The organism is Vibrio sp. Hep-1b-8, assembly GCF_006124995.1.
Lineage (GTDB): Bacteria > Pseudomonadota > Gammaproteobacteria > Enterobacterales > Vibrionaceae > Vibrio.
In genome coordinates this window covers 57085-72194 of sequence record NZ_QEWN01000112.1, presented here as the reverse complement: position 1 = coordinate 72194, position 15110 = coordinate 57085, and the positions used below count along the sequence as shown (strand labels likewise).

Below are 15110 nucleotides of genomic sequence, written 5' to 3'. Positions count from 1 at the left end.
TTGTAGATTAGTTGTTATCGTGAACCATCACATGTTCCAGTAGTGATGAGACCATATCAGCATGTGATAATGTACCGAAGTCACTATCCAACTGATGGGCAAGGTTCTCAACCAGAATCGACTGCCCCTCTGCACCTGTACCTGATGGATGGATATGGAGCTCAACGTTGTCACCATCCACCTTCACATCAAGATGTTCAAGTAGGCTATCCATATCAAGCGTATTTTGCTTCAATTCAGGGAGCACTTCGCGCAGATCAATCTTATCACCTTCGCTCACCTTGAAGTCTTTAATGGTGTCGAGTGAACCCCCATCGATATGATCCCAGACAAAGGTATCCATACCCGCACCACCAATGAGAATATCCGAGCCTAAACCACCATAAAGAGTGTCGTTGCCATCGCCACCGTCAAGTTGGTCATCACCGGCTCCGCCAATTAACACATCGTGTCCTGAACCACCCTCAAGGAAATCATTGCCACTACCGCCCGTCAGCGTGCTATTTGAGCCACTGCCATCCAGACGAACCGCTGCGGTTTCCGATGCACGGTTGATCTCTAAGTCAGTGATATTGTTGACCACATTCAAGTTAATTTCGATGTGGTTGCTTGATACAGCCTGATCAATGACGCTGCCATCTTGCGCAAGCTCCTGTGATACCGCGGTGATCTGCAGTGTATGATCTCCGTCACTCACATTTTTAATGACCAAGCCATCAATTGCCTGCGATGAGACATGCCATACGTCTCCGACCAGAGTTACCGAACCTGTAGTGCTCTCAATCATCGCACTGGCAGGAACATCCCTCACTTCTAATGTAAGCGCTTCGCTTGTATCAGTTAGCGCAGCCATAATGCCTACAATCGTAATTCCGCTCGTGCTGGCGCTTTGGGTTGCAGTAATGTGCTTGTTGAAGTTATATCTGCTATCAAGTGTTAGGGTTGGCGCATCCGCGACTGGATTAACGGTAATGGTGTAGTTCTTTGGATCAGCCTCTAGCGCAAGACCTGAAGAGTTCCAGCTGTCTTTCGCTGTGACTTGCAAATCGACGCTATTTCCTGACACAGAACTCGCATCAATGAATACACCAACATTATTACTGCTTGGTTTATCAAGTAACGCGTTAAGATCAGCGAGCGTGCCTAACAACGTCAGAGTACCGCTACCGTTGCCTGTCGCAGTAACACTCGAACCAGAAGGAGCAACGAGAGAAAGTGTACCGTCATCTACACTTAGCGTGACCGTCATCAGGTCATTAGCAGAAGCACCAACATAATCGACATCACTGACTGAGATGCCACTTAGCTGTTGGTTTACATCTTCATTAATCTGCGCGGTAATGTCATTAATATCCAACATAGGCTTGTCATTAAACGGAGTTACGTCGAAGGTGATCTCAGCAGTACCCGTCTGATGATCCGCTTGACCATGGGTCGTGCCATCATCTTTAACCACGTAGCTAATCTTCACCGGGCCGTTGTAGTCTTTCGCAGCAACAAACACCCAGTTATCGCCTTGTTGAACTAAGGTACCCTGACCTTCGACGAGGGTCAGACTTTCAACGCTGATTGTGTTGCCTTCTTTATCAAAAGTGCCATCAATCAAGTCTTGTACGCTGATGGTCAGGCTGCCTTCTTCTTGCAAATCACCTAAGTCAAAGTCTTTTGGCACAGGCGCATCATTTACCTCAGTAACGTTAATCACAAAGGTTGTCTGATTGGTTGAAGACGTTGAACTATCACCTGGATCAATCGTACCGTTATTGCCACCGTCATCCACAGTCGCTGTCACAGTAACCGGCCCGTTAAAGTCTGCATCAGGTTTAAAGGTGACTTTACCAGTAGCCAACGCTGCATTGATGTCAGCTAGTTTTCCGCTAGCAACAAGACTGCCATCAGCCGCGATGGTAAAGTTAACCTTGGCATCACTCAGGAACTCTAGCGTTCCTGAATTCACTTGTAGCGTCAACTCGTACGTGACATCAGGGTCATCATAGGTCGCATCTATATCAGCAATACCAAACTGGTTAATCGCAAGGCCACCCACTACATCTTCTGTTGTCTCAAGATCAATCACATTGACGAACGTTGGCTGGTCGTTGACTGGATCAATCACCAAATCAACGTCAAATTCAGATTTAGGCCCTAAAGCACCATTGTCGACCGACTGAACTGAGATATGAATCGGTCCATTGATTCCTAATGCATTGCCCGCATCACTGTTGTGCTGACCAGAATTAAAAATGATCTTATCCAACTGCTGGGCATTCACCTCAAGCGTCCAAACACCTGTGGCAGGGTTGTAACTCGCTGGCGTACCATCTGGATACAAAATTGATGCATCTTGTGGCACGTTGGTCACTTCGATGCGAAGGGTTTCAGGTGCATTTTCATGGATCACACCACCATTGGCAGACAAGGCCCTATCCACAACTGAAGCATTAATAGCGATATCGATATTAGTTCCTTCATTTCCCGTCACCGAATCAGTCACATCGGTATCAACAAGGTCACCTTCAGGTAGCACGGTCACTACAAACTTCGGTAAATTACTTGCTTCAGTTGGGACACCCAATAGTGATTCTTGAGTAAATACCGTGATACCGAATTCAGCAGTACCACTGAAATGCTTGGGTGGAACTACCGAAATATGCGATAAATCAAGGCTATCACCACTACCGGCAGGCAATTTGACACTCCACTCTCCATTGCCATTGTTTTTCACCATGTAGCCACTGGTTGGATCCGCTGTAAACAGGAATCCATCCGGTACATTAGTAAACTTAATCGATACAAATGTTTCAGAGCCATCATCGTCGGTGAGTGAAACAGAAACGCTTCCTGAACTGCTCAATGAAATAGGATGATCTTCCGTACCCGTCAGTTCAATTGATTGATCAGGATGCGCTCCAGGGCCAGTTACAACCACTTCATCCACCACTGGCACCACTTCAAACTCGACACTGGTTGAAAAGTTGTCGGTATGATTGGTCGTCGTTGATGTCCCAGTTTCATTAAAGGTCGCTGTATCAATCACGGTACCAGTAATATTGATCGTTACCTTGTTATCATTATTGCTCGTAGGGTAGTTGTGCGTTGGTTTAAACAACACATTGTCTAACGCATGCGCTGCTATCTCACTCTTAGAGAAAGTAACCTGAGTACCCAGCTCTTTGAATGATACACTGCCATCAAGCGCGACCACTTTCTCATAGAAAGCGCCTTCCGCAGGGGGAGCGAGAGTTAAAGTGATAGAGCTAAACGCTTCACTGCCGCCCTCTACACCACCGTTGTTGGTATCGCCGATTTGTTGATCAAAATCGAGTTGAATGTAGCTATCTTCATAGCCAACTTTGTCCGCAATACCATCACCATTTTGATCAATAAGTTGACCGGCACTATCTAGTGAACCAGTCACTTCGACGCTAACTGACGGCTTGTCGCCAGCCACATCGGCTATCGGGTCGACTTTAACAACAATCTGTGCAGAGGCCGTTTTTTCATCGCCTGATGCGGTATCTTTAATGATGACCGTGATTGGCAACTTGAAGTCACCAGAGTAGTCTTTTGGCAGATTTAGCATTAAACCATCAAATGGTTCAACCACACCTTTATCTGATATATGGGTCTGGAATACATACTTACCGTCAACAAAGTCTACTTCTGCACCGACGATGTGAAGCGGATACGAGGTACCACCGATCATCACATGGCTATCAATGACTATCGTTACCTCATCGGCAGACTCATTGCCTTTAGGTGGGTCGAAGGTAATGATGTTATTCAATTGATGACCTAAATCGACCTGAATATCCTCAGTTCCGGTGATAATTGCATGGTCATCAATCGTAATGGAAGCCGCCACCTCATTGCCTGAATTCACCAATTCTGGGAATGAAAGTTCTAACGATGTTTCACGACGATCTATCAGTGAATTTTCATGGGCGTCTTCGCCTTCATCAATAACCTGAGTGTAGACCGTTAAGGTGAGCTTGTTGTAGACATTCGGTTGATTTGGCTGGTCAGGGTGAAAATCCAGCCCGTGAGGTGCGCTAATACTGAAGTTGTCTTCATTTACAATCACCCAACGACCATCACCTTCATAAGCTGCCCCCGTCACCACCAGTTGGCTAAGAACAGCATCAGACAATGCATTACCCTTTTCATCGGTCAACTGAATAACGACATCTTGTACCAACTCATTCGATGAAGCGTCGGTGTTATGGTACTTAACTACGTACTCGCCATTTGTACTCGTATTATCACTGTTAGTGGTAAATCGAATCAGACCTTTATTATCAGCCTGAATTGTCGTCTGGATAGCATCGCCAGCTTCATTGGTCACAACCAGTCTGTTATCAGCGTTTTCAGGCTCGACGACAGGACTCACTTCAACATGAACCGAACCGGTAAGCGTTGCCGTTACACGTCCACCTTCACCAACAACATTATCGCTGGTGTATTCATGATCGCGCTCTTCTATCTCAACTTTAGTCGTCAGATCGAAGTCTGTGCTTGAATCCTTCGGTGGCGTGATTTTAATAAAGCCGTCTTTGAGAGCCTCAGTGGTAAAGTCTGCAAACGACTGTCCTGGTCGAGGCTCTATGACAAGAGTACCATCGGAGTTAACCGCCACGGGCTGACCTGCGACTTCAACGGTGTAACCAGGCTGAATGCCGCCAATAGTAATCGAAGTAAAGTGCTCATCACTATCTGGATAATCTTTACCTTCTGGGTACCAGTTGATGCTGATAGCGGAGTCCTCAAGGCCAACTGAGGTTTCATTTTTGTAATTCAGGTTGGTATCAATGACAGGCTCAACATTGACGCGCACAATTTGCTCAAAGCTACGGCTATGACCATCGTTTTCAGTCACGATGATCGTGGCTTTCAAATCGATGTTCTCTGTTGATGAAGCAACGGGCTTAATCACAATGCCAGTCTTGTTAACATCACCTGTGATGTTCGCTTCGTAGATAGGCTTGTCCGTATCTGGTTTACCATCTGGTCCGGTTTCATAACCAACAAAGTTCAAATCAATCACAGTGCCATCGCTGTCTTCTAGCACCACACCATGAGGGATGTTTGATAGTAGAACCGTCACAGATTCGGAAGTGTCATGCTCATTGTCAGCATGCTCACCAGACTGGATCGTAAATTTAAGTTCGGCCGCTTTATCTTCTTTGATGGTGATTTCAACTCCATCAACGCCATTCTCACTGAAATTCGTCCAGCCGGAACCGATCGTATCGCCTTTTGGAATGTCGACGCCCCCCTTCACTTCAACGTTAACCGTTTTAGTACCTAACACTTGCTCACTGACCTGAGTACCGGTACTCAGAGATGCACTGTCTTTCACAACACCCGTGACATCAAATTTGAAGTCATTATTGCTGTGTAGCTTTGGAACAACTTCTACGTTGTTAAGCTGGTCATATGGGATTTCTTTGTAAGTAATTCCGTTAACCGTCACTTCTGTAATTTGGCTAGCACCGCTCCCTGCCCAAACCAACTCAGCACCTTCAGTGATACCTGAAATACGCACATAAAGCGTTTCAGAGCCATCACTGTCTTGCGATCGTGACATGGTAATCACTTCATTAAGGGTAAACGGATCACGATCAGTTGTCGGATCAAGCGTGTCCTGAGTGGCTGCATTATCTTCGAAGATATTGATACGATTAACGCTGAAGCTACCTTTGTCGGCTTGCGGTGCGACATCGAAGATCAATTCTTGTGGTGCAGAGTGTGCCTCCTTTTTACCTGATAATGGGTTTCTAGTTTCAGTGGTCACTGCGACGGCTTCCAGCTTAATCGTACCCGAGAAGTTATCAACTGGATTGACCTGAATGGTATTAATATCTGCCGATGAGACATGATAAACGCCGTTACTATCCGGACTCAGTGGGTGGCCATTTTTGTCGACAAGCTCGAACTTACCCTCGCCTGCTGTTGCTCGAAGTTCATAGCTTATTGTCTCTGATCTAGTTTTATCTTGGGTTACCGCTTGAAGTTCGAGAGTAGCGTTGTCACCATCTTCGGTTAACGAGTAATGATACTGGCTATTAGCATCATTCCAAGTTGCGATATCCGCTACACTTTCAATCTCAATATTGAAGCTTGAATCGAGGGTATGGTCGTTGCTGCCATTATTATCAATTTGCAGCTGATAGTTGATTTGAACGCCTTTGCCACCCGTCGAAAAGTTACGATCTGGAACAAAGTAGAGGTTGTCAATCGTGGCCGTCGTATGCGCGCCATTTTGCGTAAAGCTCTGTTTTAGAACCGAGCCATCAAAGATAATATCTCCAGAAGCGTTGGGTTGTAACTTGTAGAACACGCCATTTTCTTCGTAGTAGAACGTGCCTCGGTGCTGACCCTTCTCAATGGTCAACTGACCAATATCCTCTGCGTTATCTCTATCAAATAGATCAACCGATAGTGCTACTTTAGCTGGTGAGTCAGCCAGACCAGTTTGATTATCCTGTAGATTTTCCCTCTCAGGCTCATTGCCCGCGGCATAGTTGATTTGCGAGTCGCGACCCGCATCCTCGAAAGTGACCACCTTAAGCGCTATCGGCTCAGCTTCATGGTCTGTGATGGTGATATCCAGGGGCACCACTGACGTATCCTTATCACCGTCAGTTGCCGTGATATTGACTGTAAAGTTGATTTCATCTCCGCTGTGCTCAAGGTCTTTAACCGCTGCGAACTTGACTTCACCATCGGAATTAACCTCTAACCAACCGATATGGCGTTGGCTAACCTGACCACCTGAACCTGTAGTCTGTTCAAATACAAATAGGCTTTGAGCACCTGGCTTCAAATCTACCACGCTGGTGTAGTTGCCATTTCCATCGTCAAATACGATTTGTGCACCATGACTGTCTTGAGTCCCTTCTATCTGGGTCAGAGTGGCATTGTCGGCGCCTTTATCAGTCTGATTGGCAAACATATTGACCGTACTACTCCAGCCTTCTCCCTCTTCAGCGGTAAGCGCCTGTCCCGTTAAGGTCGGAATATCATCTACCACTCGAATAGGCAAAGTGATCACATTACTCTCATCGCCGTCAAAATCAGTGGCTTTGATAGTGAAATCGATCTGAAGACTGTTCTCTCTGTCACCAGCAAGGTGGTCGAGGGATTTAAGCAGTTCGAAACGGTAGCTATTGTCAGCCGTATCAAAAATGATGGTAAACACCGCATCACCGCTTGCCGTTTGCGCTGTATAACTAAACTCAGCTCCGTTTTGTGCAACCGGTCGCCATGAAAGGTCTTCACCGCCACTGGTTAAATCTTCGAGAATTTTATCAGCATCGGCTAATTCATATTTAACAACACTATCCGCGCCTTCAGTAACGGTGAATGAACCAGAGACGTGAGTGCTGTGATTCTGGTCTGAGCCCACTCCAGATAAGTCATCTTCATCGACTTGTGTAGCACCAGTGGTACCAGTTAAAGTTGGTTTGTCATCGGTTACTTCAATAGGTAGGCGAATAGGTTGGGATTTATCCCCATCACGATCAATCGCTACCACATCAAATGGGATGGTTAAGCTATCTTCACCCTGAGCATGGTCGAGCGCTTTAATTTGGCTATAGGTGTAGCTGCCGTCACTTGCTAATTCAAGCGTGAAGACCACATTACCATTGGCAACGCCATGATATACAGTTGGCCCCGTCGGTGTGCTGACATCTTGAATTGTCACTTCAACGCCACCTGACTTAAGGCCGCTTTCAGAGCTACCGAGATTGACTAACTCGTACTTAACGACCGTATCTGCGCCTTGAGTTGTATCAAACTCCCCGGTAACGTACGGCTGACCCGGTGAAGAGCCTGTCACGGTATCATCTTCGTTGACTTTAAATTTGCTACCATCTGCAAAGCCATCAATCGTGGCAAGATCATCGCCAATGTTGATCACTAACTGGCTATTCGCGGAATGGTCGTTATCACTGTCTACTGCGTAAACCGGGATACTCACGGCAACACTATCTTGCCCCTGCGTAGGGTGGTCGATTTCTTTGTGCAGTGTAACGCTGTACTCACCAAGCTTGTCTTGGTCGAGCGTGATAGTCAGTACATCGACTTTGACACCGTTCTCAGTGATATACCCGCGATAAACACCCGCAGAAACCTCTTCAAGCACTACGTCTTTACCATCCGATGTAAGAGTCGAGGCATCATTGAATGCTTTAACATCGACGGCCAGTGCGACAACTTCATCACTGCCAGTGGTAACATCAATAACACCCTCTGCGGTAATGTCAGTCGCACCTGAACCTGAGCCGTCACCCAATCCGGCTTCAAACACATCGACTGCTGTGATGCTTTTGATCACTGGGTCATTACCATCAGTAATATCCAGATTGACGGTGCTGGTTAGCTTGTCGCCATCTTGATCGGTAACGGTAACAACTATGGTGTGAGTAATCGTATCGCTGGTTTTGTGGTCAAGATTACTGTCAGCAATAAAGGATAACTGACCATCTGCGGTGATCTTAACCGTACCGTCAGTAACGGCATATTCGGTTTTGCCCTCTTCGAGCGTGTATTCTTTACCATCAAAGGCAAACGACGTTACTTGACCATTATCCGCCCCGGCCTCAGTAATCACATCAATCTCGTTACTGGCTGCCGTGCCGATATGATCCGGCTCAGTAACGCTCAGACTACCATCAGTAACGACTTGTAAGTCATCGCCAATGTTTATCACTAACTGGCTGTTAGCTGAATGATCGTTATCGCTGTCGACCGCATAAACTGGAATACTCACAGCCAGGCTATCCTGACCTTGTGCACCATGATCGACTTCTTGATGCAGTGTCACACTGTAATCGCCAAGCTTAGTTTGGTCGAGCTTAATAGTCAGGACGTCAACTTTAACGTTGTTCTCTGTAATGTAGCCGCGATAAACTCCGTCTGAGACTTTTTCAAGCACCACATCCTGACCAGCTGATTTAAGTGTCGATGAATCATTAAACGCCTTAACATCAATGCCCATCGCGACGACTTTGTCACTGACTGTGGTAAAGTCAATCGTGCCCGTGGCAGTGGTGTTCGTCCCCCCAACCTGTGAGCCTTCATTCAGCCCCGCCTCAAACACATCGACTGACGTGATGCTGTTAATCAGCGGATTTTTACCGTCTGCAATCGCAAGACCCACGGTGCTGGTCAGCGTGTCGCCGTCTTTATCGGTCACCGTCACAACGATGGTATGAGTAATCGTATCGCTGGTTTTGTGGTCAAGATTACTGTCAGCAATAAAGGATAACTGACCGTCAGCGCTGATTTTTACTGTACCATCGGTGACTTTGTATTCGGTTTTGCCACTCTCTAGCGCATACTTTGTGCCATCGAACGTGAACGACGTTACTTGACCGTTCTCCGCCCCCGCTTTGGGGATGACATCAATCTGGTTACTGGCTGCCGTGCCGATATGATCCGGTTCGGTGACATTTAAACTGCCGTTAGTGACCACTTGTAGGTCATCACCAATATTGATCACTAGGTTGCTATTGGCGGAATGGTCGTTATCACTGTCAACGGCATAGACTGGAATACTGACCGCTAGACTGTCCTGCCCCTGCGTAGGGTGGTCAACTTCTTTATGCAAGGTAACGCTGTACTCACCGACATTGCTCTTATCGAGTGTAATGGTGAAGACATCAACTTTTACGTTATTCTCCGTGATGTAGCCGCGATAAACTCCGTCTGAGACTTTTTCAAGCACCACATCCTGACCAGCTGATTTAAGTGTCGATGAATCATTAAACGCCTTAACATCAATACCCATCGCGACGACTTTGTCACTGCCTGTGGTAAAGTCAATCAGACCCGTGGCGGTGGTGTTCGTCCCCCCAACCTGTGAGCCTTCATTCAGCCCCGCCTCAAACACATCGACTGACGTGATGCTTTTGATCACTGGGTCATTACCATCAGTAATATCCAGATTGACGGTGCTGGTTAGCTTGTCGCCATCTTGATCGGTAACGGTAACCACTATGATATGGGTAATCGTATCGCTGGCTTTGTGGTCAAGGTCACTGTTAGCAATAAAGGATAACTGACCGTCAGCGCTGATTTTTACTGTACCATCGGTGACTTTGTATTCGGTTTTGCCCTCTTCGAACGTGTATTCTTTACCATCAAACGTAAACGAGGTTACTTGGCCATTATCCGCCCCAGCCTCAGTAATCACATCAATCTGGTTACTGGCTGCCGTGCCGATATAATCCGGTTCGGTGACGCTTAAACTGCCATTAGTGACCACTTGTAGGTCATCACCAATATTGATCACTAGGTTGCTATTGGCGGAATGGTCGTCATCACTGTCAACGGCATAGACTGGAATGCTGACCGCTAAAGTGTCTTGCCCTTGGGTTGAATGATCGACTTCCTCAAGCAAGGTGACGCGGTACTCACCAAGTTTATTTTGATCGAGGATAATAGACAGTACGTCGACTTGTTTACCATCGTCTGTGGTGATGTAGCCGCGATAAACGCCAGTAGAAACTTCTTCAAGCACCACATCCTTACCGCCTGATTTAAGTGTCGATGAATCATTAAACGCCTTAACATCAATGCCCATCGCGACGACTTTGTCACTGCCTGTGGTAAAGTCAATCGTGCCCGTGGCGGTAGTGTTCGTCCCCCCAACCTGTGAACCTTCATTCAGCCCCGCCTCAAACACATCGACTGACGTGATGCTGTTAATCAGCGGATTTTTACCGTCTGCAATCGCAAGACCCACGGTGCTGGTCAGCGTGTCACCGTCTTTATCGGTGACGGTAACAACTATGGTGTGAGTAATCGTATCGCTGGTTTTGTGGTCAAGATTACTGTCAGCAATAAAGGATAACTGACCATCTGCGGTGATCTTGACAGTACCGTCAGTAACGGCATATTCGGTTTTGCCCTCTTCAAGTGGGTACTTAGTGCCATCAAAGGTAAACGACGTTACTTGGCCATTATCCGCCCCGGCCTCAGTAATCACATCAATTTCATTGCTGGTTTCAGTGGCGCCAAAATCTGGTTCTGTGACAGTCAAACTACCGTCGACAACGACCTGAACATCGTCGCCAACGTTAATCACTAGTTGAGAGCGTTGTGACTGGTCGTTATCTGCATCAATCGCGAATACGGGTAGCGGAATAGCGATCGAATCCATGCCCTGCTGCCCCTGATCAAGTTCATCCAGAAGCTCTACTTTGTAATCCGCGCTAAATGAAGTGTCACTGTTGGTCACATCACCGATAGTGATCTTGAGTACATCAACTCGCACACCTTCAAGTAAGATATAACCTGAATAAACACCCGGCTGGCCATCAACGGCTTCCAGAATAATAGTTTGACCTTGCGAGGTGATCGCTGAATCCTGCTGCGCCGCATTAAATGCATCAACATCAATCTGCAGTTCAGTTACCTTGTCGCTCCCTAAGGCACCATTAAGCGTCCCTTCAAATTCCGTATTCGTTGCCCCAACACCCGATCCATCATTCAGACCCGCTTCAAAAACATTGGCGCTATCAATCGCAGTAAATTCAGCATTGGCACCATCCCCGATGGTGACCTGAGCATCAATTGGCGTTCGAATCGAGTTGCCGCCACTATCTTTACCTTCAATTTCGAAAGACACGACAATCTGATCATTGTCGAAAGCAACCTGACCGCCAGCAACAGAAGGAACATGGTCAATTGGCTGAGAAATCGTGGTGGTAAGTTCAAGAACAACGTCTTTACCAAGATTGCTGGTATCGATATCAATACGGAGTAATTCTTCGCCACCTAAAACGCCAACAATCGCATTTTCACTGGCGTTGTAGCTGAACGTAACGGGCTGCCCGTTAGAAGTGATATCGCTATTCAACTCACTTAAAAGAGATGCTAGCGAAATAGCGTTGGGAATAAACGAAGTGGGATCAAGCGGTAAGTCGCCAGCCAAAATCGTAGCTGAGCTTGTGATCGTTTGTGGGTAAGTACCTTGAGATAAAGATCCTTCAACCAAAGATTCGCTTACGCTTTCCCCGCCAGCAGAAAAAACTAATGGTCTATCCTCTTCATCGGTTTCATCAAGGTTATTGGACGCAAAAGCAGAGGTTTCGAAGAAGGTGCTTGCTAGCACTTCTGCACCATTATAATCAATGGTCACAAAACCTGCGTTTGCAGAACCTGCTCCGCCGCCAGCGGCAGTCGCTTCAAGTAATTCTGTAGGGTCCGCGCCGGCTAAAATAGCTTCTTGAATGGCGGCTAGTTCCGCTTCATCGAACGCACCGTCACTAAGGTTAGCCAGCTCAAAATTGACTTCGCCGGCAATAGGAACCGCCCCCCATTCACCCACATCGGGCTCTATAGCGATGGCATTTGAATCGAGATGATATGCGGCCGTTGGCGACTCCATCACAATAGTCGACTGATTCGCCGTAATCACTATCTCATTTTTTGCAACCGTGTCACCGACTTCGGCTTTACGTGCTTTCCCATCCGGAGAAACTATAACTACATCACCAGAAATTTCTTTAATCACAGCAGCTTGGCGCAAAACATCCACGTCCATAAACGGTTCCTCACTACATCTCCCTCATGAAATATCAAGGGGATGGAAACACTTGGTATCATTTTATTTATCGGATTAAAATAGCAAAAATCGCAGCTTATTCCAGCGATTATTTGAGTCATTTATAAACAGTAATATTGCTAATTATAACGTATTGCACATTATTTAGGCTGTCGGGGCGATTGATAGTAATTTTTCATGCAAATAATTGATAAAAGTTTCAAAAATGAGAATACATACTCCCATTTACCAACATACGTCCCAATAAGAATGACTCACTAATGTCCTCCTCTAGTAAAAGATAATGTGACCACTCTCGGAATTTAGGGCGTAGATGATGGGAATGATGTTGGGCACAACTTGCTAGGTTAGAGTATTTAGCCACCAATACGATGACCTCAAGGATGTAACGTGAAACGCCCATTTGTGCCCAACACTATTATGCTTGCTGTACTGTGCAGTGTTCCTGTATTCGCCAGCCCTACGCTTACGTTGTCGACCACGACAACCACTCGAGATGTCCCTCTTTCGGCTTCTGAACCGGTCGTTTTATCTTTAAACAAGGAGAGCTACCAGCTAACGATTTCCGGCATAGAAGGAACATGCAAAGCGCCAGAGAATCAAAAAGTGAAATTTCGTCGCCCACTGTCTCTAAGCTGCGGAAAGGACACCATTCTTCCCCTAAATATTCGTTTTAGTGGCGACTATGCCTTTAGCTTAGATCCTGAACTCAATACCTTGACTGTCGCTCGACAGGCGACAAAAAGTGACAAAACATTTAATCGACCGATCCCTGATGTTCAGTGCCGTCAGTATTCCGGAAAAGAGGTCACCATTAACCTTGGTGATACGTTTGCAGAAGGTACCCAGCTAAGAGATGCATTAAGCGGGAAAATGGTGACAGTATCCAGCAACACCGTCACTCTAAAACCAGCTAAGAGCAGTGGCGGTTTAGTCCTCTTAGAGCCTGTCGTGTCTCCCGAGAACACACCTCAATTTAGCTACCACAATGCCAATATCTACTTTGTTATGGTCGACCGCTTTCACAATGGCGACACCGACAATGATCACAGCTACCAACGTCAAAAAGACCAACAACAAGAAGTGGGCACTTTCCATGGTGGTGACCTCAAGGGGGTAATTAGCAAGCTAGACTACATCAAGAGCTTAGGTACAGACGCTATTTGGCTGTCGCCAATTGTTGAACAAGTGCATGGTTTTGTCGGTGGCGGAGAGAGCGGTAGTTTTCCCTTCTATGCTTACCATGGCTACTGGACTCGCGACTTCACCAAAATAGATCAAAACTTCGGCAGTGAAGAGGATCTGCGCACTCTGGTTTCTGAAGCACATAAACGCGGCATCAAGGTTCTTCTGGATGCGGTCGTCAACCACTCAGGTTACGCCACTCTGGCAGACATGCAGTTCGACAACTTGCAGGTTTCCCGCAGCGATGCACTACCAGATAGTTGGGCAGAGTGGAAACCGCAACCCGAGCAAAATTGGCACAGCTACAACAATCATATCGATTATCAAAGCGATCAGTGGATTAATTGGTGGGGCCCTGATTGGGTACGAGCAGGGCTGCCTGGTTACTCTCAACCCGGAAGTAGCGACACCACAATGAATCTAGCGGGTTTACCCGATTTTCGCACCGAGTCTTCCAAGTTTGTTCGCCCGCCTCAGTGGTTGCTCAACAATCCTGATACACGTGTGGTGAATAGAGACAACTACACCGTCTCTGACTACTTGGTAGAGTGGCAATCTGACTGGGTGAAGCGCTTTGGAATCGATGGCTTTCGAGTCGACACGGTCAAACACGTAGAGGGTGACGTATGGCTCAAGCTCAAACAAGCTGCGAGTGACGGTTTATCAATATGGAGAGAACAGAATGGCCAGCAAGGTCTGCCATTTTGGATGATGGGCGAAGTATGGGGTCATTCGGCCTATCGCTCACCTTATGCTGACCAAGGCTTTGATGCTTTGATTAACTTCGATATGCAGAAAAAACTTGATAAAGGTGCAGCATGTTTCTCTCAAATGCAGGAGGTTTACCAAAACTACGCAGACTCGATTCAGTCAACGCCAGACTTCACCCCTGTAAGTTATATGTCTTCTCACGATACCGAGCTGTTCTTTAACCGCTTCAAATCGTTCGACATGCAGCGCAATGCGGCCAATGCTCTCCTGCTAAGCCCAGGAGCGGTACAGATCTATTATGGTGATGAAGTGGGCCGTGAGCTTGGGCCTTATGCGGATGATTTTCATCAAGGCACTCGCTCTGACATGGTGTGGAAATTGGATAGTGAAAGAAAACAACTGCTTTCTCACTGGCAGAGTCTCGGTCAGTTCCGTCAAAAACATCCTGCCATTGGCGCGGGCAAACACCTACAAATTATGAATGACAACGCTTACGTATTTTCAAGAACCTTAGGTGAAGATAAGGTGATTGTAGCCTATATGGGCCGATAGTCATTAGAGCTAAAGCCAGACGTTGGCGGGCAACGATTAGCCAACAAACAAAAAAAGCTCCCTAGGGAGCTTTTTCTCACTATAC

Annotated in this window: 2 protein-coding genes; one reads left to right on the top strand and one right to left on the bottom strand. The window is 46.7% G+C overall.

The features are described from left to right. Positions 1-7 precede the first annotated feature (7 nt). A complete protein-coding gene (locus DA100_RS13960; RefSeq protein WP_138972704.1) occupies positions 8-12556 on the bottom strand; it encodes a retention module-containing protein in 12549 nt (4182 codons plus the stop codon). Between the two features lie 441 nt (positions 12557-12997). On the opposite strand from DA100_RS13960, the gene DA100_RS13955 reads away from it, so the two are divergent. Next, entirely contained in the window at positions 12998-15025 is a 2028-nt protein-coding gene (locus DA100_RS13955) for an alpha-amylase (RefSeq protein WP_138972740.1), read from the top strand. Positions 15026-15110 lie beyond the last annotated feature (85 nt).

Bases quoted from the DNA above. Each gene is read 5' to 3' on its own strand.
- DA100_RS13960 (WP_138972704.1), bottom strand. From the start codon at position 12,556: ATGGACGTGGATGTTTTGCGCCAAGCTGCTGTGATTAAAGAAATTTCT.
- DA100_RS13955 (WP_138972740.1), top strand. From the start codon at position 12,998: ATGCTTGCTGTACTGTGCAGTGTTCCTGTATTCGCCAGCCCTACGCTT.